The organism is Portibacter lacus (assembly GCF_021533215.1).
Taxonomy (GTDB): Bacteria; Bacteroidota; Bacteroidia; order Chitinophagales; family Saprospiraceae; genus Portibacter; species Portibacter lacus.
The window spans coordinates 35,129-57,250 of record NZ_JAJNKA010000018.1; the positions used below are offsets into that span (position 1 = coordinate 35,129).

The following is a 22,122-nucleotide window of genomic DNA, read 5'->3' on the forward strand; positions in this document are numbered from 1 at the left end:
AGGGTCTCTAATGCTAAGATTTAGAATATACCAAATGTATACTTTTCAATGATACAATTAAAAAAATAGATTTTTTTTATGATCCATAAACCGAACATATGATAAAAATCAAAATTTCTAAACGATTTAAAATCATGGTGAAAATGTATCATCAAGACATATTACGATTATTTATTATATGTAAATTGTTAATTAATAGTTAAAAACAATTGTTAAAAAACTTTAATATTTAAAAATTAAGATTACCTTTACATCGTCCCAATGACAAGTATTAAGTAATGTAGTTATAGTTCCCATTCCAAAAATTGATTATGGCACGTAAGAAGCGCGTTTCCAAACGAAAAAGAACGCTTAACCTTAAAGATGAGAGATGGAGAAGGTTCACTGGACTTTTCTGCTGGCTGGTTGCAATTTATTTAGCAATCGCATTTGCTTCCTATTTATTTACCTGGAAGATGGATCAAGACAAGGTGTTGAAATTTTCTTGGATGGTGCTTTTTGAAGGAGAATTAGGTGTTAATAACTGGCTAGGTAGATTAGGCGCAGTTGTTTCCAATGCTTTTTTCTACTGGGGATTTGGCTTGCCATCAGTAACGACTGTGTTTTTACTGTTTAGACTTGGGTATGATTTAATAAAGAAAAGAAGATTAGGACCGTTTTGGAAATTGACTGGTAATGTGATCATGATTTCCTTGTTTCTTTCTTTATGTTTAGAATTCGTATTTAACAACTCTGAGTTTACTTGGGGAGGCGCATTCGGTGAAAGTTCTTACATATGGCTTAGTAATTTCTTAGGAAATCTAGGGCTTTTAGTAATGATTATTTTTATTACGGCAGCATATGTAATATGGAATTTTAATCCATCGTTTTCATTAGCGGGATTAGATCTTCCTTTTAAAGTGGGAAATCCACTTGACAAATTGACAAATATTAAATTTAAAAATACAAAAGAAGCGAAAGCAGTTCCATCCCAGAAACTGGCGCAAGAAGGAGATCAGGCTGAGGATTACCTCAGACCTGATCTATCTTCCAAAAAAACAAAGAGTAATGATTTCGAGGTCGTTTCAGAAACCGATTTACCTGAAGACACTTCCAAGAATTTTGGATCAGGACTGGAGTTTGATGTTATTCAACAGAACTCCAGTCCGAAGCCAAAAATTGAAATGGATTCGGAACTTGAAATTACAGCAGCAAACGGTGAAGGCTTAAATGCGCATTCTGCAATAGGTCAGCTCACTGATGATTCACGAAGCACACCTGGGGTTCCTAACAAAATGGATCCTTATGACCACACGCTAGATCTTTCTAATTATAAAATGCCTGTTCTTGATTACTTAAATGATCATGATGAGAATAATGTAGAAATTGATCGAGGTGAATTAGAGGCAAACAAGGACCAGATTATCGAAACTTTGCTTCATTACAACATCAAAATTGTAAAGATACGAGCAACGATAGGACCTACTGTTACTTTATATGAAATAGTACCTGCGCCAGGCGTGAAAATCTCTAAAATTAAAAACTTAGAAGACGATATCGCCTTGAGTCTTGCAGCATTAGGAATAAGAATTATTGCTCCGATTCCTGGTAAAGGAACGATCGGTATTGAGGTTCCAAATAAGAAAAGCCAGATTGTATCTCTAAAAGAGTTACTGAAATCTGAAAAATATAGAGACACTAAAATGCAATTACCTATTGCATTAGGTAAAACCATTGCGAATGAAGTATTCATCGCGGATCTTGCGAAAATGCCTCACTTGCTGATAGCAGGTGCGACAGGTCAAGGTAAGTCTGTGGGTATCAATACCATTTTAATGTCCTTGCTTTACAAGAAGCATCCATCAGAATTAAAATTGGTTCTAGTCGATCCTAAACGTGTAGAGCTTCCTATTTATAATGACATTGCGAAGCACTACTTAGCGAAGTTACCAGGAGAAGACGAAGCCATTATTACAGATACCACGAAAGTTATTCACACACTGAATTCTTTGTGTATCGAGATGGATAATCGTTATGAATTGCTTCAGAAAGCAAGAGTAAGAAACATAAAGGAGTACAATAAGAAGTTCCAGGATAGGAAGTTAAATCCATTAGAAGGACATAAGTTTTTACCATTCATCGTATTGGTAATTGATGAGTTTGCAGATTTAATAATGACTGCAGGTAAGGAAGTAGAAATGCCTATCGGAAGATTAGCACAGTTAGCGAGAGCAGTAGGAATTCACTTGATTATTGCAACTCAGCGACCTTCGGTTAAGATTATCACTGGTTTGATTAAAGCCAACTTCCCAGCAAGATTAGCTTTCAAAGTAACATCTGTAGTGGATTCAAGAACGATTCTAGATGCGAAAGGTGCAGATCAACTGATCGGAAGAGGAGATATGCTTCTATCAATCGGAGGAAATAATGTTCGGATTCAATGCGCATTTGTCGATACTCCTGAAGTAGAGGAAGTGATTAGCCATATTGCGGGCCAACAAGGATATGAGACTCCATATATGCTTCCTGAATTCCAGGGAGAGAATGAAGATGGAAATGGAAAAGCAATTAGTTACTCTGATCTCGATCCTATGTTCGAGGAAGCTGCAAAGTTAGTAGTGGGTAATCAGTCAGGGTCAACTTCTATGATACAAAGAAAGTTATCGCTTGGATATAATCGAGCGGGTAGAATTATGGATCAGATGGAATCACTAGGTATAGTGGGCGGTGCTCAAGGTTCTAAACCAAGAGAAGTGTTCTTCTTCAGTGAGCCTGAATTGGATTCATTTATGGAAAAATTAAAGAAATAATTTTATCTAGAATCACATGAACTGCGTGATTTTAGAGTAGTATTTTTGACCTCTTGCTCTCGCAAAGCAAGGAATGATAATTGAATAAAGCCCTCTGGTGTAGTATCTGAGGGCTTTTTCGGTTATATATGAAAAACTTTCCCAATTATTCGTTTCAGAGACTTTAACATCATTGCCTTTTCTCCAATCCAATTAGATTCTAATTCTGAGTTTTATAATGTTTAAAACATCTTTCCAAGAGGCTACCTTTTGAGAGACCAAAATTAGGTTAATACTCCCAGATTAGCTCAGAAATAAAAATTGCTTACTTTCAAAAAGAAATCCATTGAAAAAAGCAGTATTATTGGCAATAAATACCACCTATGGTGTTAAATCTAACGCATATTCAGGTACAGTTATTCAGAATTCAATAACAATAGAGGACTTGTTCGCTCCGATTTAACAAAACATTAAAATGTAAATTAAAACTAATTAGACTTAACTTTCGTCTTAATTATAACAAACAGAAACAACAATGAAGTATTATATAGCATCAGTACTATTCGTATTATTAGGATTCAACATGAATTCGCAAAGCAGCGTAGACATTAAAGATCCTCAAGCCAAAGTTATACTTGATAAGATTTCTAAGACTTTAGAATCCTATTCAAGTGTAGAGATGGATTTCGAATTAGAAATTTCATTCCCAGGAATGGAAGCTGAGATTCAAACAGGTAAAATTATCCAACAAGGTGATAAGTACTATGTAAATATGGATATGCAATCTGTATATTCGGATGGAACCTCACTTTGGTTACATATGAAAAACAATAATGAGGTACAATGGTCTAATGCAGAATCTGCAGCAGCTGGAGGTTTTATGGACCCTAGCTCATTGCTTAATATGTATAAAACAGGAGAATATGCTTATGCCATTACTGGAGAAGCTAGTGGAGTTCAAAGTATAGAATTCAAACCATTAGATAGTTCTTCACCGTATTCTAAAATGAGATTAGAAGTGGTAAAAGGCAAAAACGAAGTGAAACAGATGACCGTATTTGCAAAGGATGCATCTAAATATACAATGAAAATAAAAGAGATCATTTCAAATAAAACATATCCTGACGAGACTTTCGTATTCAACAAATCGAAATATCCAGGAGTACATGTGGAAGACTTAAGAATAGATTGAGTTTGGTTAGAAGTAAAGGCGATGGGAGGAGTCTCATCGCCTTTTTTTTATGTTAAAAATGTTTTTTTTGGTTAATGAATAGAGGAAGACCTGATAATCCGAGTCTTATATATATAACCAAACAAAATCAAACTATATGAAATCAGACAAGATATTGCTAATGGCGCTATTTGTCCTATTGATTTCGTCGTGTGAGAAAGATGATCCTATTCTAGCAGAAGAGGTTAGCCCATCTTTATTCAAATCCACTTTAGTATGGCAACCAGAACTATTAGAGTACTTTGAAATTACGCATGACTCTCTTCCGAAAAGCATCGATATAGAATGGGACACTCCCACGGAAATGGAGTTTGATGAAGAAGCATTCTATGAAGGTTTCGGTTACGGTGTTATGCGAATTGCTGAAGGAGATACTACCTACTCAATAGGAGCCTCTCAGATTACGGGTAGTGATACCAGCTTTGTTGGCTTCACGATTTTCGGGAATATCGAAGAGAGAACTTACAATTATGTATCCTTAGACATTTTCGACTTTTTACTGTCAGGTAAAATTGCTGAGCCAGCTGATGGTTCTGTATTGCCTGTTATAATGGATCCTCACTCCACCATTTCTTCTGACCTTGCTTCCGCTGCACAGATCGGAAAAGTGGACTGTTCAGGTTCTACTTTTAAGATCAATGAATTCAATAAAGAAACAGGAGAAATCTCTGGAAGATTTACTTTGTCTATGGTCTTAGTAGATGACAAAGGAAAACCAACCATCCCAATGTTAAAAGTTAAAGATGGATATTTCAACAAATTAAAAATTTACGAAGTTTCAGAATAAGCGACCTCCTTCTCCTAATGCTAAGGATCAATGTTTATTTGTTCTTTAACTTGAGTGTCATTCTTTTCTGGTGTCTAAAAATATCCAGCGTCATAGAATCACCAGAAAGATTCTTGTCATACTGTTTGATCAACTCTGATATGTTTCTGATTCGCTCCTCCCCTAGCCCAACAATAGCATCACCAGCCTGAATTCCTGAAGATCCTAACTTACTTCTATACTGTACACTTAAGACAATTACACCTTCCATATTAGGCAAGCCTGATGCCGACTGTTCTGCTAAAGATTCGACATTCTTAAGGCTTCCTCCAAGCCATTCCACTAGATTACTCGATTCTTCATCACTAGATTTATTTACTAGTTTGGGAATATCTGGATGTTTAGCAATGGCTTTTAAGCTTTCTTTTTGCACTCCAAAATTATCCATTCTAAAATTCTTAAAACCAATATCAAGCGCTTTAGATGTAGATTCTACAGAGAAATCGCCTGATGCCGGATGCTTAAACATAGGATCTCCTGCTACACTATTCTGATCTGTTTTATTCTTTTGGGCTAACTGCAATGCGGCATCGTCAGGAAATAAATTGTAGTCTACTTCCTTGCCCCAGCCTTTCAGTCTAATATCGAAGTGCTTTGTCATCATGATATTGTGCTTGAAAACATCCTCACTATTATCAAACCAAACATGTGGATGGAATCCATTATTGACCATGATATTATTTTCTACCACTCTGTAATAACCTTCTCGAAGTTTGATGCCCCCATTTAAGCAAAGATTATTATAGATATGATAATTAGTAGAGCCGTCATCTAGGTCAATGTCCCAACCATGGTCACAACGAAATCTGTTGTTCCGAATAATAGTAGTCTCCACTGCATCCCAGTAAGGCATTTCTGGATTCGCATGTACTAGACTATCCGTAATACTTCTGTTAGGATACCAAAATCGATCTCTTCCCCAAGAATTAAAAGCACCGTGATCGCTGGTTTCTAAAACTGTATTAAAAACATCATTATTTTCTATCAAATGTCCACCCCAAGTTCCCTCACTAACATTAATCCCGGCTCTAGGGACATCATAGATCGTATTATGATCCACATGAATATTCATTGCCATAGAAATCTGTACACCAGCAACTTGTTTCTCTACACGTCCGATTCTATAAATCAGGTTATCGCTGACTGTGCAATCTGAAGGATATAAATCATTCGCTGGACCTCTTTCTTTGTCCATTTGATCAAAAGGTACGAATTCTCCATACTGGAAAGATGGAGAACGAACAGCGGAAGTATCACCTACAAAACTTACAGCGGAAGCACCACAGTTATAAATGTGATTACCTTTGATTTTCACATCTCTATTGTATCCATTGACATAAATAACGTTCCCTCCTAAATTAGTAAACTCACAGTTTACCACTGAACAATGCATTGCGCCATCCATTGTTATTGCTCCTCCTCTATAGATTGTCCAATCGCTACGTAACAATTGGTCGTAATCCTCCATGAATGTTCTCATCGTCTGTTCAAATCGGATACCTTCGATGTGCACATTTTCGACTGGTGAATCCTGCGAACCACTAAGATTAACAAGATGCTTCAAAACAGATACTTCTACGACTGCATTATTTAAGTTAACTCCTTGCTCAGCCATCAAGTATAATTTCTTCTCAGACTTATCATAAAACCATTCCTTTTCTGCATCTAATTCCTCGAAAATATTTTCAACCATTCTTATTTCTGGATGCATCTTAGATGGTCTATTATTCTGATGACCACCTTTTAAAACAACCTCACCTTCACTATCAACGCCAGTTATTTCAAAATGAAATCCGCCCCATCGACCATTATGCATTGCATGGACAAATCCACCTACTGGATTCTTCCAAGTTGCCACACGCTGTTTATCTATTGCATCTTTCGCATAACCTTGCCAATAGCCTCCATTCTCATTATAATTCGGATATCTTGCTAAAACCTGTTGGCTTCCATCGATAAATAATTGATTAAAATCAAGATCTTCAGACACCTCGGCAACCCAGATATTATTTTTATAAACTTTCCAATTGATATCCAGAACTTTTGATCCTTTCACAATGACCTTATCCGCTCCTGCTCCCACAAGTGAAAGATTTCCAAGTTCATGAGTGATCTGCAATGGCTCCATTAAATGGTAGCTTCCTTCTTGAAGGTGGACGGTTACATTTTGATCTGAATGAACTCTAAAGCCAGCAACTAATTCAAATGCTTTCTTAATGGTTTTCACAGGAGCACCTACAGTACCAATATGACTATCATTCCCATACGGACTGACATAGATATCGGTGTTTAGGTTAGTGAAACTATTTATTAAGGCAGATAATAAGATCAGTATAGGATAGATGATCATTTTAAGCATTCAGGTATGTTTTTGTTCTTAAATTTTCAGAATAAATCAAATTCAGATTTAAAGATATAAGAATTTTATGCTTTTCATTGTTAAGCGGGACATAGCTATGGAGAAATAAAACTTCCTAATTCAGCGTACTATTTGGACTTCCATTTTTCATACTCTAAAACAAGCCATTTTCATTCGGTGAATGCTTTTCAATAACTTGACCTAAATCCCACAATTCAACAATTTTATCTTCAACGAAGCGAAAAATGTGAACAACTGCAATGTTCATCTCTTCTTTTTCAACAAGTGAATGGGTAATAATGGTATCACCGTCTTTGTAGCAATATTTAATGACAATTGCTTTATTTGGACTCTTTTCATGAGCATCGGACATTGCTTGTTCTAAAGCAGCACGATCTCCTTTGAAATATTGGTTATGATGAATAAAATCTGATGCAACAAATTTAGAAAATGCTTCTTCGACCTTACCACTTCCAGCTAACTCAAGGAATAATTTTGCAATTTCTTTATGAGTCATCATTCTAATTTACATCTGCAACAGGTGAAATCATGATGTGTGCTCTGTGAGTTCCAGGGTTCATGATCCAAGGGTGATTCGCAGCTATAGGTCTTTCTGGCAAACCTGTAGAAGCAGCTGTTGCCCAAGGCATGTAGACTACATATCGGTATTTTGCACCATCTACGATGGATGTTTCTGGATCATACATTGTTTCTCCTCCATAATAAATATGTAAGGTTGAGCCAGTTTCTCCCATCGATAATTTACCTGATTTAACTTCTTCTTCCCGAATATCGAATATTTCAGTTGCTGATTTTCCTTCTGCCTTAAGCGCTCTACCTCTTGCCATAAATGGTTCAAGACTCTGGTGATAGCATGCTGCACTGAATCCTTTCTTCTTAGGATCATCTGCAAGACATATTAATTCATTACTCCCTTCTTTCATGGTAACAAACTCGCCAGCCATATTATAACCTATAACCGTGCATTCAGCTCGATGCTCTGCAGGTGCAGCCATTACTGCAGTTGCAATTAAAGCTTCATCTGTACTAATCTCTTGTAAATTCGGATTTATAACTGTCACTTCCTCAGTAGCCTTTTCTGTTTTATTTTGAACCGAAGATTCGCATGAAAACAAGAAGGTAATGGTCATGAATAAAAACAATGCTCTGATCATAAGATAGAATTTAAATATTGAATATTTGAAAAGATTAACAAGCTGTAGTTATCAAGATAATCTATTTTTAAAACTTATAAAAATCCTGCTACATCCTATTTTCGGCATAGAATGCCTAAACTTCTATTAAGCACATTAAAATCGTAATCTTGCTTACAACATTGACCTAAAAATAAACCGTCTACTTACCTAATAAAAATTAAGTTGCTGGCTCGTGCTTCTTGAAAACATTCCAACCGTACCAAGCAATATAAAGGAAACAAACTAATGGAAGAATGAAAGAAAAATTGACCTCTGTAACACCCATAATCGTTGTGTCTGCTACTCCATTTCCACCAGCATCAATGATTATCCCTTGGAGTTTAGGCATCAAAGCACCACCTACGATCGCCATCACTAATCCCGCTGAACCTACTTTAGATTGCTCTTCTGTCAAATCACCTAACGCTATTCCATATATCGTCGGGAACATAAGTGACATGAAGAATGAAATACCCACTAGACAATAAAGTCCAGTCATGCCTTGGATAAATATCGTCCCTGCAACAAAAAGACCTGCAAGTAATGCAAAGTACATTAGTAGTTTTCCTGGACTTAAAAATCGAAGTAAATAGGTTCCAATTGCACGTCCTACGGTGAACAATACGAATGCAGCCATCTGATAATATCCAGCAGTTACACTATCCATACCTATTGCTTCTGCATATTGATAGATGTATGTCCAACACATAATCTGTGCGCCTACGTATAGAATCTGGGCAAGAACACCTAGTACATATTTTGAGTTTTTACTTAATGTTGCAAAGGTTTCACCAATACTCGGCATACCGCCTTCTTCCTTAGACTGAGGCATTTTACTGACAACGAATAGTACAAAAATACCGATCAACACCAATCCTAAGATAACGTAAGGATTTCTGATGACCATTAAATCTGATGTCTTAATCAGTATTTTCGACGCCTCATCTAATGCACTAAAATCCTCTATATCATCTGATTGCAAGTTCTTTAAAACAAATTGTTGTGCGACAAACAAGCCCGCCATAAGGCCGACTGGATTGAATGACTGTGCTAGGTTCAATCGCTGAGTCGAGGTTTCTTTCGCCCCCATAGCAAGAATATATGGATTCGCCGAGGTTTCTAAGAATGCCAAACCAAAAGTGAGGACATACAGACCTAGACAGAAGAATACAAAACTCTCAGACTGAGCCGCTGGATAAAAGAGCAGTGCACCCGTCGCGTATAAGGCCAGTCCAATTAAGATTCCCACTTTATACGAATACTTCCGCATGAACAAGGCAGCCGGTAATGCCATACAGAAATAGCCTCCATAGAAAGCCATTTGTACCCAGGCCGCTTCAGAATTAGAAAGTTCTAGTACTTTCTTGAATGCCTGAACCATCGGATCTGTTACAGCATTAGCGAAACCCCAAAGTGCGAATAAAGAAGTTACAAGGATAAATGGAATGAGTACCTCTCTGGACACTACGGGGATCTTAATACTTTTGCTCATTTGGTTTAAAGTTTTGTATAAATAAAAAAGGTTTGTTATGTGATATTAACCAATTGCTTAGTTTATCACCAACTAAAATATAGAAATAAATTGAAAATGGTAAGATTAATAGTATTCATAAGGAATTCAAGTGCAATTCGCTGATAATTTTTCACACAGCAACAGATAAATTAACAATTGAAAACTAGCTAATTAGGTTAACCTAGCTTGTTGTTACAATATCACAAGACGCTGAGATCCTATTTTTCCATCGACCGTTATTTGTACAAAGTAAATGCCTGATGACCAACCCTTTGTCTGAATGGTCATAGCATTATCACTTGATGTTTCTTGATAAATTATGGCACCATTTGTTGATATAACTTTCACGTTTGCTCGAGGTTCTGGAGCAGATTCCCACGAGATATTGACTTCATCGATTGTAGGATTAGGAGACAGTTTAAAATCAAAAAAAGCTTTACTTATATTATTCGTACTTACAGAATTGACATCCGAAATTAAAAGCACACGAGTAGATTGCGCACTCATTTCTGTTGTTGACTCCCAGTTTTCAAAGCCTCCTTTTTCATTTATAGAAATCATTCCCATTTCCTCATCATTATATAGATCAGTAACCTTATAATTCCCAGGTAATAAGGTGGAAGCCTTTAGTGACAATGATGCATTCGATAGTTGTGTTGCCAAATTTGAAACCACCACAATTCCTTCATTTTCATAGATTCGTGCAAAACTATACACATTTGCTTCAGAGCTTTCAACATCTAAATAATATCCTCTTCTTAATGCCTTTTGCTCATTCCTAATACGGATTAATCTCTTGTAATGGTTCAGAAGAGAATTAGGATTATTCTCCATGACCACTACGTTATTCGTCACATAATTAGATCCTGCATTATTCCATGGAGTGGATGTGGAAAATCCAGCATTAGCAGCATCAGACCATTGCATAGGTCGACGAATATTCTCATGGGCACCTGTTCCACTCATATTAACTTCCTCTCCGTAATACAAAAAAGGAATACCAGGCAGAGTCAGGTATATAGACGCCGCCAATTTTAGTTTACTAACACTCGAACCCAATATGTCATAGACTCTGTCCATATCATGGTTGGAAAGAAAAGTACCATATTGCAAAGAAGGATACGAGGCATTAACGTTCAGCATTTGTTGTCGAACACTAACTGAATTTTCATTAATAACCGCATTCAAAATATGACCCGCTAAATCAAATTCAAAACAAACATCTAATCGTTCATTTTGTACATATGGAATGATGGAAGCGGTATTCGACCAAACCTCGCCGATGCTAAAAGCATCTGCATTATTAGACTTGTACACTTCATCAAATTCTTCTAGTAATGAAAATGTGCCTGATGTATTCTCTAAAACCGTCCCATCTTCTATCAAGTATTTAATTGCATCCAGCCGAAAACCATCTACGCCTTTATCCAACCAAAAGTTGGCCACATTAAACATCTCCTCCTTGACGTCTGGATGATTGTAATTCAGATCTGGCATACCGCTCCAGAATAGTCCATAGTAATAATCAGATCCGCTACCATGCCATACACCTTGACCCCAAGGTCCTGAAAAATTGGGATTATCTTCTGACCAAATGTACCAGTCTCGGAAACCATTCGAATTAGTTTTTGATTGCGTAAACCAAGGATGCTGGTTAGAAGTATGATTCAGAACCAAGTCAATAATCACTTTTATACCTCGATTATGTGCTTCTTCCAAAAATGCCGTAAAATCTTCCATCGTCCCATAGTCTGGTTCTGTTTTATAATAATCCGTAGCATCATATCCATGATAACTTGGCGACTCCATCATGGGCATTAACCAGATAGCAGTAATTCCTAAGTCCTTATCAGTATTGGGGTCTCCGTCATTTAAGTAGTCTAGTTTTTCTATTATTCCTCGAAAATCACCGATTCCATCTCCATCACTATCATAAAAACTACGAACAAATAATTCATAAAAGACTGCATCGTTCCACCAATGTGTATCATAATCTGTATTCAGATTGGGATTGCATTCATCACAACTATTAAAACAATAAATTGGTGGATTCGCAGAACCTAATTCGACTGTTAAAGTTCTGTTGTTCGTCCCATTTTCACCTTCTATTGAGCAATCAAGCGGCAAGGATTCCGTATCTAATGACTCATTTCCATTGACAAATAGATATTCATAGTTACCTGCTGGCAGCATTAAGTTGACCTCGTAAGTATTATCACCATTCACATCCACGAGTTTTGTGCTTGATGCGTCCCAGTCTGTTTCATAGCCAGCTGCTTTCTGAAAATTTCCCATTACGTGAACACCTTCAGGAGAGACGGTTTCACCATTCATATTAACTGCCAATTTAATCATCCCTACACAGCCATTAAATGGTACCGACGGAATTACAAGGTCCTTATCTCCTACTGTAATTACTCTATTATTGGTATTCCCTACGGAACACTCAACTGGTGGATTTTCATCTTTCCCCCATTCTTTTCCATTAATAAACTTGTACTCGTAAGTACCAGAAGGCATTTCTAGCGTTAAAGAATAGACCTTGTCACCATCCGTATCATCGAGCCTTGTTGTGCTTGGATTCCAATTATCACCAAATCCAGCAACCGACTGAAAACTGCCAGCTATGTGAATGCCATCATTAGATATGCTTTCCTTGCTCATATCCACCTGGAAGGTTACTGCGACTGATTGAGCCAATGAAGTTAAAGTAAAGAAAAGTAGCGTCACTAGGAAAACAGAGCTTTTACTGAACATTGGAATACACATGCGTCTGACTAAATTTTATAATGATTATTGTCAATTTTTACTCTTCTATTCTAAATGAATGACAATTTTTAAAGGAATAAAAATACTCTATTTCTTGCGATTACATTACAGTTAAGATTATTCTGCTGCTTAGTCTTCTATCATTGACATCACTAAGATGTATAGAATGACTTGAATTATTCAGCAATATCTACAAAGAGGCTCGACTATTCTAGTAACGACTTTTTACTCTGAAAAGGCTTAATTTTATTGGCTTTAATGGACAAATACAAAAAGACCGTACATAAGATGAATAAAAATGATATGGATAAAATGGAATCCTCTATCCCATAAATACTGCCCGTAATTAATTCTGGCCCCTCAAATTTGCCTTTTAGAATTGCGCCAATATCCTCTAATCCTGACAAGTTAGATCCGTAAAAAGGCTGTGCGAAATTCCACCCCAAATGAAATGCGAAAGGTAGCCAGACACGACCAGTATAAGTATACATGATTCCATGTGCAAATCCGAAAAGTAGTCCAAGTAGAACAGACAGGATGGTTACATTGTCATTAAAAATGTGTGGCAACTCGAATAATACAGAGATTATTGCTAATGCGATATATGTCCCGATCCAATTTTCTAAAATTCTATAGAGAATTGCTCTGAAAAATATCTCTTCTATTAATGCTGCAATAACCAAGAATGAAAATGGTGCTAGAAAATAGGAGAACCCCGAAAAACTGATTACTTGATAGTAGCCCAGCGCATAAAGTATCAGGATAACTAGGGATAAGATGGAAAAACCTAAGAGAAAACCTCCAAACAATTCTAGGATGAGGTTCTTTCTTGATAACTCCGTAATCTTTCTTTTCTCATAAAATTTAAATAAGAAATAGTAGCTTGTTAATAAGACAACGACAGAGAAATAGTTGACAATTGTATCTGATATAGGCTTAGAAGAGATTAGACTCTGAAGTATTGGTTTTGATATGAAATCTTGAATACCAATTAATACCGCTAAGCAAATTCCGATTCCTAGAACAATCTTGGTGATGGGGAAGTAAAGTACTTTTTTGAGGATTTTATTCATGTATTTTTCTGGAATATCTTATTTACTGGGATCAATTTTAACTTGTCTTTCCAATTCAGAAAGCTGCTTTTTATTTTAATTCAAATCTCATTGAGGTCTAATTTTCTTTGGAGATATAGACATGACTAAACTTTTTGGTTTCCCTTGTTCTGCAATAAGATGTTCATTTCGGCTATCAGAAATTGCCACCGCTTCTAATATCATCTTTTCCAATGCACTTTTAGGAAATGTTTCCAAGTCTGTTATTTTAATATGCCTGATCAACTTACCTTTTCCTTCTAATTTTAATGGTGGATTCTTCAATTCAGCACCCCGATTAAATCCAAAATTCACATGCTTAGAATAAACAGCAATATGACAAAAAGCATCTTTTAATTTCTCAGACTTAGCATACGCTATAGCTACCGCATTATAGTTATCCCATATGAGTTCATTTGCTTCCGGAATTAATTCTGTCATAAAATCTCTTAACGCTAAGGTCAAGTTCTGAATCTTCTTGTTGTAAGGCTTAAGAAATGTTTTTAATTGCGGATTTGCTTTCATTTTTCGAGTTAAAGAGTAAGACAGAACAATAAGGTAATCATTGCAGCACGGATTTTTATTTATATTTTAGATTTTTAATGTAGTTATGAATCATTCAACGTCAAAAGTTACTGAAATGAAATTCCAATTCTCTTTTGCTATCTTTTTGTTTTTTATTAATTCTTACGCCCAAACTACCGTTGAGTCGCATATGCTAGGACATAGCTTAATGGACCACTCATCTCCTACTCAACAAACAAAAATAGCTTACTGGATCCATCAGTTTGCTACAGAAGCAGGTCACACCTACGAGTCAACTGGTCAATTTGGTTCCATTTGGGACTTTGCTAATTTTAATCCACAATCGAATTGGGGCAGTCCTGGCATTCCTAGTTCTTGGGATAGTTCTTCTGAAACATTCGCAGCAGCAAATTTGAATAATTTCATGTTCACCGTTTTTAATTATGTCCAAGATCTACCACCAGATGAAGTTTACTACACCTTACCTTCATCAGTATTAACAGCATCAGAAAGACTAATTGATTCCATTCATAATTACCAGCCAGGCGATGATATTTTCATCTATGAAAATTGGCCAGATATGGCTCCCTTTACAGCTGAAACACCTTTCGAACCCACTGCTGCAGAATACACAGCATATAACACCTATCTGCTAGGTGACTTCCATGATTGGTGGATAGATCTTCATGATCTCGTTATTACTTCACACCCTGCAGACCAAGTAAAAATGATCCCTGTAGGACCAGTCATCGCAGAGTTGATGAATTCTGCGCCTTACGACACTATTACAGTTAACTTGCTATACGAAGACAATGCTCCACACGGGCGAGAAAGCATCTATTTTCTAGCAGGCTTAGCTACTTACATGGGTATATTTGGTGAAAAAGCACCTAATACCTATACCGTCCCTAGCAGCATCCATCCGCTTATTTCCGCTAATTATTCAGCAATCATAGATGAATTCTGGGACTACTTTATTGCATTTAATGATGCCAATGGAAATAATAGGGTCTTCGGAACTCCAACAAGTACAAGTGATGTAGATAATGACAATGTCGATGATTCCATTGATAATTGTGTCAACACATATAATCCAGATCAAGCAGATTACGATAACGATGGCGTGGGTGATTTATGCGATACTCCATTAAATAAAGTCATCGTAGATCTAGGAGTATTATATACCGAAGATGCAGAAGGCATATTAATGAAAGGTCGAGATGGAAATTGTTATTTACTCTACATTAACGAAATGGGAGTTCTAACTACGGAAGCAAGACCTTGCCCTTAAGTATTGGGCTAGTTAATTCTTCTCAATAGCTCATAGAAACAAAAGAGGCAGATAAGAAATAAACGCATAGCTTATTCCTCATCTGCCTTTAATCTATGGCGATTCAAATAATTCTTTTTATTTTATTTCAATACTCCCCCTGTACAAGTTAATTTCCTCCACCATTTGTCCATCTTTTAGTTCAGTGAGTACCCAAGTATCTTTACTTTTCCCAGCTTTCAATCTCCATGTAAAAGAAGGATCGGCCAATCGTCTTTTCAAATTCCTTGGAAATGCATCCGCAGCTCGAGCATCTTCCCATGTTCTTATTACTTCGAAGATCGCGTCTTTCTGAGGGCAACTTTCTACTTCTTTTTGATTTAGAATCAGACTGTAAGTTGTTCCCATACCAACTGATATTGCCTGAATATGCTCATATTGTTCCACCGTCGCATCCGAATTAATTGGGAAATTACTTCCCATTCCCACGGGAAAGAAATTAGCATAAGTAACATCACGTAAATCTTTACCCTGACTAGTAGCACTTCCCCACTCTCTGGTATCTGCATCATATAAGTTTTTTCCACCTCCGACATTCCAGATACTTTGGTAGTGCCAAGAACCTTCTGACAAGGTTGCACCAGTAAATCGAATAGATGGCAAGCCTAATTCGTCGGCTCTTTCAAACATTTTGCGGAAAAACCGTTTCGTAGAGTAGTAACCATGTCCGTTGTTAAACAGAAATTCCTGCCCGTCGAAATCATAGTATCCTAACCCATTCAGATAACAAACATCAGCATAATACTCAGCGATTTTATCTTGCAGTTCCATATTAGGAATTAGGCCATCGTACCCATAATTCAATGTTACTTGTAACTTATAGATGGTATCATTTTCCTTGTGAGTCGTAGGAGTCGTCCCCCAGTATCCTCGCTTCACATTTAAAAGTCTATACGGTTCCTCTGTTGAGACACCAAGGTAGAAGATCAATTCTTTACCGATTTTAATCATGTTCAAATTCTCCGCGTGCCCTTCCCAACTCGCGATCTCTTCCAAGTGTGTAGGATCATCCACGAAAATCAAGGTATCCGTCGTGCTCATATCCTTCGTCAATATACGTTTTTGCTGATAACACAAACTGTCACTAGGAACTGGACTTGCATCTTTGGTTCCGGGCGCTAGCGCATTCGTAATCGGCGTTCTTCCTATACTAATTCCATGGGCAGCGGCCAACTCCGAAAACTCCTTATGTGATTTATTTCCAGCTGTCAACTTAATTGGTTTATTCTCAAAATCCTTTCCATCGATATAGCCTTGATTACCTCGATCTGGTCTTAAAAAACCTTGATCATATAAACTAATCGTTTTAAAACCTAACCTAGATGTATATGAGATGATGCTGTCATTCAGATTGCCACTTGTAAAAGCATCTGGAACAAATGCAGTCGGATCTTTTACCCATTTTCCATTAATCGTAGGATAAGGCAAGTCTTCCGCCTTTACAATGTCATGAATCACATCCATCAAAACTGTGCTATCTGGGCTTCCATACAAAGCAATTGAAGATCCGATATAATCGATGCCAGGTAATGGTTGAACTTCCAAGTGATTCGGCGTATTCGCAGCCATGTTAGGTATTAAGGAATAGTAAACTTCCCTTTCGAAAGTTCTATCTCTAGAATGATAGTTAATCGATATCCTTCCTTGCTCATCGACGATCGCTGAATTACCATACACAATTCTATAATACGGTTCTTTATGTGCATAAAAGGCAACATCGCTAATTCCATTTCCGCCCAGCGTAAAAACCTGTCCTTCGTGTAAGGAATCTGGAAGCGGATAAAGTTCTGAATCAGGAGAATGTATGACGTACTGAAAAGGAGCTGCATCTGCTATTGTTTCTGAAGTCCCGCCCAAGGTATTATCATCGAGGGCTAACATTCCGATGCTGTAATTAACAGCCTCACTTGTATCTCGTGCAACTCCAATTATTTCACCGAATAAATTAGTGATATTCGTGTGATATGGGCCCCATTGTATGCCATCTATACCATTTCGAGGTGAGAGAGACTTGAGGGTAAACTTGAAATATTTTTCTTCAGGAGAAACGTTAATCTCAGCTACTGAACCATTCGAATAGGCAAGTGTAAGCGTTTTATTAAATTTACTGAAGTCGGCACTAATGGGCTGGTGGTAAATTTTTTCTTTTCCATCATAAAGCTGCATTAATGGTGAAGGTTTTTCCAATGGACTAAATTCTCTATTTAGCTCCTTGGAAATATTTTTCATACTTGTAATAAAGCCATCATCATTGATTTCGATTTTAAAGTAATCTGTACTGAAACTGATTCCCTTTTCATTCGAGCAATTGCAAATCAAAAATGGCAAGAAAAGCAGCAGAAACTGACTTCTCACCTTTATATTCAATGGTGTTTTATTTTTCATGGTAACGTGTTTTCTATATTAAGTTTCTTTTTCTAAAATCAATCTTTTAAATTATAGAAAATATCATTAAACTAAAGTTTTGTTTTTCTGGCGTTTTCTAATTTTTTCTATCCTCATTCGATGGTGACGTTGGAGAATAATTGGATAAAGATTACCTACAATATTAATCAAAAGCGTAAAGACGGCTAATTTAATGAGACCGATTACTAATAAGTAAATGCTGATAAGGCAAATTAAAAGGAAAGGAATTAAATGTCCAAATTCCCCAGGACTGCACATCCATATGTCCTAAACTTATAAGAAGACCGTATGATTGCCATATCAAAAAGGTCGAAGCTAAAGAGAGAAGGACTTTTTTAATCATGCTGTAAGTTTAAGAAATATTTCCTTGGCTTTTCAGAATGGGGGTCTTTGTCAATATTTAATTCCGAATTTTAATTAGAAATCACAGATCAAAATAGGGATGACTTCGCTAAGAATAGGCCTCGGTCAAGTATCTTTTATTCTCTACATAGAATAAGATTAGCAACATACTTTTTAATTTAAAATTCAATGCGGGGTCCTTTAGTGTAAGAATGAGAAGACTAGGTAAGCAATGGTTAATTTTGCTCATTTATATATCTGAAACGGAGATGGCGTCTACATTGACCTAAAAAATAATGAAGTTACAATACTTAATATTTAGTTCTTAGTTGGCAGTCCTAACTATTGTACTTTCTTGAATCCAACATCCAATTTTATACGAACTTCCAGCTTTTATGCTTCTCGAGAAAATATCCTCCTTCTTTGGCATATATTGAGTATAAGTTCTGATTAACTTATTTGCTTCATCCGCAACGGTCGGATCTATTTTCTTCGCATATTGCCATTTATCAATAGCTGGCCATGTTACTATCTGGCTATCGAATCCAGTTCCAGGACCACAAAGTGGCCCACTGCTCGCATACAATTTACCAATTAAAACATATGGTTCTCCCCAGTTCGGTTTATCAGCTGCTGCTGCCAATGCATATTTTCTTGCCTGTGAAAAATTCTTTAAATCACGATAGTAAAGTTTCGAAATTAATAGATTATACTTTGCTCTCTTCTCTGGATCATCTGATCCATCTACATATTCTTTAAATAAATCTACGGCTGCTTTAAAATCACCTTCATTATAAGCATCATAAGCTTTTCTTAGTGGTCCTGCCGCTACAGCTTCTTGTTGTTTCATGCACAAAGCTTGGCGTGCTGCACTTACCGCTTGGAATGCTTCACTACTTTCCGAACATCCACCATACTTAAGCTTCACATACACCCCGACGATCGTTTCACAATCTTCTGGACTATCTAGAAACTCTTGGTAATATTTATTAGTATAGTATTCACAATCATAGAAACCTTTATATCCCTCTAATGCTTCCAATCGAGCTGGTGAATAATCATTAATGATTTTCCAAGCATCACAGATTTTATCTTTTTCACAATTCGCATTTCCATATTCAATGATATCTAGAATCTTATTAGCATATTTCTTTCCTTCATCCATGGTGATTTTTTCATTGAAAATATTCTCTACCAGTAATTTCGTAAATGGATTAACGACGAAATATCCAGTGCTATCTCCTTGGCCATCAATGGCTTTTTTGAATAGCTCATAAATTTCTTGATCATCATTAAATGCTCGATAATTATAAAACATATCGAAGGCTTGTCTTCCTGCCAAGTAATATTCATCTCCAAAACACTCTACACGCTGGTCATAAAGTGCCATGGCCTTGTCCGCCCATTCTTTCTTTACCACACTATCTGTAGCTGTATCATGATAATGCTTAAAAATCTTAAGTCCATCATCGAATTGATATTGAATACGGCCATTAGATCTCGGCGCTAACCTCATTGCTGTCTGCCAGTACTTATAAGATTCGTCGTAGTTCTTCGTCCTCAAAAAATCCTTGTATAATACATATGCAGTCTCTGCTTCATCTTTCTCTGCGGGTGTTATATCTGCAAAACTTGGACAATTTCCTTCATACACTGGCTTCTGTTCCACTGGTGCTTCTTCTACTACCTTTGCCACTTTCGGTGTACAAGAGAATATTATTAAGCTTAAAGAAAGCGCACAAATTAATCGAATCATAGTTTAATATTAAATTGACCTAAAAATATAAAAGCCTCAGTAATAATACCTCATTTCACTTAGAGTTGTTTTGTTCACACCAAAATTTAACTAGAATTCATCTGAGAAGAAAGTCGCGACTTCTTCATTATTTAACCATAAACTCATATCAGATGAAGAAGATTTATACAGGCCGTGAATGGTCACAAAACAGATTTGCACGTTTTCAAGTTGGGATAATTATAGCTTTGCTTTTTGTAATCTATGCATTTAATTATGAAAGTCAGCCGGTCCATTATGATCCAGACTCGTTCACCATAGAACCCGATGAAATCGAGCAGCTAGTGGAAGTATACGTTGAAAAGCCACCGAAATTCAGACAATTTCAGACCTTAGAAAAAGTGAGTGAGCTTGTCCTTGAAAAGCCATTAGAAATTTTTAAGCCCGAGCTCGTCGATACGGATATTATTTCCGATGATGTTACAGACGAAGATATCACTACTTACAAACAGGAACGAGCAGTCCAACTTCCATTGCCAGAAGAAGCGGGGGAAGTGATGCCGGAAATCGAGGCCAGCGGTTTTGTAACTATGGCTGAGAGAATGCCCTTATTTCAGGATTGTTTGGACAAGTTTGAAAATTATGAAGAGCAGCTTGCATGTACTACTGAAAAGTTGATGACTACGATTCGCAATAATCTAAAATATCCAGCATTGGCGCGTGAGAATGGGATAGAAGCGACGGTGATTGGTTCTTTTATTGTGACATCAGAAGGAGAGATTTCTGAGATTAAAGTAGAAAGGTCTACGGAAAAAATATTGGACCTGGAAGTTCTCAAAGTATTTAAGAAGCTACCGAAATTAGTGCCTGGTGAACAGAATAAGAGGCAGGTGAATGTTAAGATGTATATTCCTGTACATTTTAAGTTGAGCACGAATTAATAATACGGCGAGACCACTAGATCGTATCATTTCTAGTTGTAGGTTATCAATTTTGAAAACCACTTGATGGTCTCACTTCCTGTTGAGGCTATCAATGTGGTTTTTTTGGGATTATTAAAAATAAGAATCCGCTGGCTAGAGGACAAGTTTGCAGTTCTTTTTCTTAAGAACCACTATCTCCTATTGTGTCAATATTAATTTCTGTATGCTTATTACGTACTTATCTTTAAGAAGTCGGACAAAATAAATTCCATTAGAAAATCCGCTTAACGGGATTCTACTACTATCACTCTTTACAGCTTTTAATACCCTGCCTGTTACACTTAAGACTTGAACTTCATCATAAGAAGAGGGACTAACTGCTCTGATATTTAAGTATTCCTCAGACCTCGCAGGATTTGGAAAGATTTCAATTTCATTGGTTATTATTTTAGAAACTTGTCTTAAAGATGAACTATTACTTATTGAGAAAATTTCGGTTATCCCATTGTCGCATAAATATTCTTTCGGATGGAACAATATTAAACAACTATCAGAAATAGTAACAGGGCATATGAAATCATAAGTCATAGTCTCGTAATTTCCGCTGGCTAAGATTTCTTCAAATGTTTCCATACTAGCGGTATCTAAAGTATTTACTAGAAAATTAGGACCATGCAAAATTGAATCTTGAATTACCCATTCTTCTCCATTATTCATTGAAAAATAAAGATCCAATTGGCCTTCGAAATCATTTAAAATTGGATGAATAAACACCCCATATTTAGCTTAACCGTATCGCCTGGGTTATATATTTTACCTGCGAAAGAATTTACAAAATGGATATTAACGAAACATTGAGCTTTTACTGAAATAGAACATAGAAAAGCACAAGTGATTATTAGGAAAAGTCGGCGCATAATAGCGTTTCTTTGGTTTAGATATAAAACCCAGATTAGCAAACTAAATTGTGTGAACAAGAAAATTTCAGATGAATTAGGGCTAAGATCTGTTGCATTTCAAGTATGAATTTGCTGCTGGCGGAAATATAACTGGTCTTTTTCTCAAGAAGCAAATGAAAACAATTTCTTACTAAACCTTGTATAAAAAA

General features: G+C 36.5%; 16 protein-coding genes. 5 read left to right on the forward strand and 11 right to left on the reverse strand.

The features are described from left to right. The first annotated feature begins 311 nt into the window (after window positions 1-311). From L2586_RS22115 to L2586_RS22125, 3 genes are all read left to right on the forward strand, one after another. On the forward strand, window positions 312-2,789 hold the full coding sequence (locus tag L2586_RS22115) for an FtsK/SpoIIIE family DNA translocase (protein WP_235295145.1): 2,478 nt from the start codon (window positions 312-314) through the stop codon (window positions 2,787-2,789). A gap of 514 nt (window positions 2,790-3,303) precedes the next feature. Beyond that, complete coding sequence (locus L2586_RS22120; RefSeq protein ID WP_235295146.1) at window positions 3,304-3,960, forward strand: LolA family protein; 657 nt, start codon at window positions 3,304-3,306, stop codon at window positions 3,958-3,960. Between the two features lie 136 nt (window positions 3,961-4,096). Next, window positions 4,097-4,786 carry a hypothetical protein gene (locus L2586_RS22125; RefSeq protein ID WP_235295147.1) on the forward strand — a complete coding sequence of 230 codons (690 nt, stop codon included), beginning with the start codon at window positions 4,097-4,099 and terminating at the stop codon, window positions 4,784-4,786. Window positions 4,787-4,820: 34 nt separating this feature from the next. Here the strand turns inward: L2586_RS22125 and L2586_RS22130 are convergent, their stop codons facing one another. The 7 genes from L2586_RS22130 to L2586_RS22160 all read right to left on the reverse strand — a co-directional run bounded on the left by L2586_RS22130 (window position 4,821) and on the right by L2586_RS22160 (window position 14,278). Further along, window positions 4,821-7,184: a PDZ domain-containing protein gene (locus L2586_RS22130; RefSeq protein ID WP_235295148.1), complete on the reverse strand. Its 2,364-nt coding sequence runs from the start codon at window positions 7,182-7,184 to the stop codon at window positions 4,821-4,823. Between the two features lie 154 nt (window positions 7,185-7,338). Continuing rightward, window positions 7,339-7,701 carry a nuclear transport factor 2 family protein gene (locus tag L2586_RS22135; protein WP_235295149.1) on the reverse strand — a complete coding sequence of 121 codons (363 nt, stop codon included), beginning with the start codon at window positions 7,699-7,701 and terminating at the stop codon, window positions 7,339-7,341. Between the two features lie 4 nt (window positions 7,702-7,705). After that, window positions 7,706-8,359 carry a hypothetical protein gene (locus tag L2586_RS22140; RefSeq protein ID WP_235295150.1) on the reverse strand — a complete coding sequence of 218 codons (654 nt, stop codon included), beginning with the start codon at window positions 8,357-8,359 and terminating at the stop codon, window positions 7,706-7,708. Between the two features lie 199 nt (window positions 8,360-8,558). Continuing rightward, window positions 8,559-9,872: an L-fucose:H+ symporter permease gene (fucP, locus tag L2586_RS22145; RefSeq protein WP_235295151.1), complete on the reverse strand. Its 1,314-nt coding sequence runs from the start codon at window positions 9,870-9,872 to the stop codon at window positions 8,559-8,561. A 213-nt stretch (window positions 9,873-10,085) separates the two neighbouring features. Continuing rightward, window positions 10,086-12,593 (reverse strand): alpha-amylase family glycosyl hydrolase, encoded by a 2,508-nt coding sequence (locus L2586_RS22150; protein ID WP_235295152.1) that lies wholly within the window; start codon window positions 12,591-12,593, stop codon window positions 10,086-10,088. Between the two features lie 275 nt (window positions 12,594-12,868). Beyond that, complete coding sequence (locus L2586_RS22155; RefSeq protein ID WP_235295153.1) at window positions 12,869-13,735, reverse strand: type II CAAX endopeptidase family protein; 867 nt, start codon at window positions 13,733-13,735, stop codon at window positions 12,869-12,871. An 87-nt stretch (window positions 13,736-13,822) separates the two neighbouring features. Continuing rightward, window positions 13,823-14,278 carry a DUF1801 domain-containing protein gene (locus tag L2586_RS22160; protein ID WP_235295154.1) on the reverse strand — a complete coding sequence of 152 codons (456 nt, stop codon included), beginning with the start codon at window positions 14,276-14,278 and terminating at the stop codon, window positions 13,823-13,825. Window positions 14,279-14,393: 115 nt separating this feature from the next. On the opposite strand from L2586_RS22160, the gene L2586_RS22165 reads away from it, so the two are divergent. Beyond that, entirely contained in the window at window positions 14,394-15,569 is a 1,176-nt protein-coding gene (locus L2586_RS22165) for a hypothetical protein (RefSeq protein ID WP_235295155.1), read from the forward strand. A 117-nt stretch (window positions 15,570-15,686) separates the two neighbouring features. Here L2586_RS22165 and L2586_RS22170 read toward each other — a convergent pair whose 3' ends face one another. The 3 genes from L2586_RS22170 to L2586_RS22175 all read right to left on the reverse strand — a co-directional run bounded on the left by L2586_RS22170 (window position 15,687) and on the right by L2586_RS22175 (window position 20,112). Beyond that, on the reverse strand, window positions 15,687-17,993 hold the full coding sequence (locus L2586_RS22170) for a hypothetical protein (protein WP_235295156.1): 2,307 nt from the start codon (window positions 17,991-17,993) through the stop codon (window positions 15,687-15,689). A gap of 66 nt (window positions 17,994-18,059) precedes the next feature. After that, window positions 18,060-18,272, reverse strand: coding sequence for a glycosyl-4,4'-diaponeurosporenoate acyltransferase CrtO family protein (locus L2586_RS24890; protein WP_394804428.1), 213 nt, complete (start codon window positions 18,270-18,272; stop codon window positions 18,060-18,062). 409 nt (window positions 18,273-18,681) lie between these two features. Next, window positions 18,682-20,112 (reverse strand): hypothetical protein, encoded by a 1,431-nt coding sequence (locus L2586_RS22175; protein ID WP_235295157.1) that lies wholly within the window; start codon window positions 20,110-20,112, stop codon window positions 18,682-18,684. Between the two features lie 152 nt (window positions 20,113-20,264). Between L2586_RS22175 and L2586_RS22180 the strand changes: the two genes are divergently transcribed. Further along, window positions 20,265-21,032, forward strand: coding sequence for an energy transducer TonB (locus L2586_RS22180; RefSeq protein WP_235295158.1), 768 nt, complete (start codon window positions 20,265-20,267; stop codon window positions 21,030-21,032). Between the two features lie 180 nt (window positions 21,033-21,212). Here L2586_RS22180 and L2586_RS22185 read toward each other — a convergent pair whose 3' ends face one another. After that, window positions 21,213-21,731: a T9SS type A sorting domain-containing protein gene (locus tag L2586_RS22185; RefSeq protein WP_235295159.1), complete on the reverse strand. Its 519-nt coding sequence runs from the start codon at window positions 21,729-21,731 to the stop codon at window positions 21,213-21,215. Between the last annotated feature and the right edge of the window lie 391 nt (window positions 21,732-22,122).

Coding starts and splice junctions, on each gene's coding strand:
- L2586_RS22115 (WP_235295145.1), top strand. CDS start 312: ATGGCACGTAAGAAGCGCGTTTCCAAACGAAAAAGAACGCTTAACCTT.
- fucP (WP_235295151.1), bottom strand. CDS start 9,872: ATGAGCAAAAGTATTAAGATCCCCGTAGTGTCCAGAGAGGTACTCATT.
- L2586_RS22125 (WP_235295147.1), top strand. CDS start 4,097: ATGAAATCAGACAAGATATTGCTAATGGCGCTATTTGTCCTATTGATT.
- L2586_RS22155 (WP_235295153.1), bottom strand. CDS start 13,735: ATGAATAAAATCCTCAAAAAAGTACTTTACTTCCCCATCACCAAGATT.
- L2586_RS22160 (WP_235295154.1), bottom strand. CDS start 14,278: ATGAAAGCAAATCCGCAATTAAAAACATTTCTTAAGCCTTACAACAAG.
- L2586_RS22165 (WP_235295155.1), top strand. CDS start 14,394: ATGAAATTCCAATTCTCTTTTGCTATCTTTTTGTTTTTTATTAATTCT.
- L2586_RS22120 (WP_235295146.1), top strand. CDS start 3,304: ATGAAGTATTATATAGCATCAGTACTATTCGTATTATTAGGATTCAAC.
- L2586_RS22130 (WP_235295148.1), bottom strand. CDS start 7,184: ATGCTTAAAATGATCATCTATCCTATACTGATCTTATTATCTGCCTTA.
- L2586_RS22135 (WP_235295149.1), bottom strand. CDS start 7,701: ATGACTCATAAAGAAATTGCAAAATTATTCCTTGAGTTAGCTGGAAGT.
- L2586_RS22180 (WP_235295158.1), top strand. CDS start 20,265: ATGAAGAAGATTTATACAGGCCGTGAATGGTCACAAAACAGATTTGCA.
- L2586_RS22175 (WP_235295157.1), bottom strand. CDS start 20,112: ATGATTCGATTAATTTGTGCGCTTTCTTTAAGCTTAATAATATTCTCT.
- L2586_RS22185 (WP_235295159.1), bottom strand. CDS start 21,731: ATGAATAATGGAGAAGAATGGGTAATTCAAGATTCAATTTTGCATGGT.
- L2586_RS24890 (WP_394804428.1), bottom strand. CDS start 18,272: ATGTGCAGTCCTGGGGAATTTGGACATTTAATTCCTTTCCTTTTAATT.
- L2586_RS22170 (WP_235295156.1), bottom strand. CDS start 17,993: ATGAAAAATAAAACACCATTGAATATAAAGGTGAGAAGTCAGTTTCTG.
- L2586_RS22140 (WP_235295150.1), bottom strand. CDS start 8,359: ATGATCAGAGCATTGTTTTTATTCATGACCATTACCTTCTTGTTTTCA.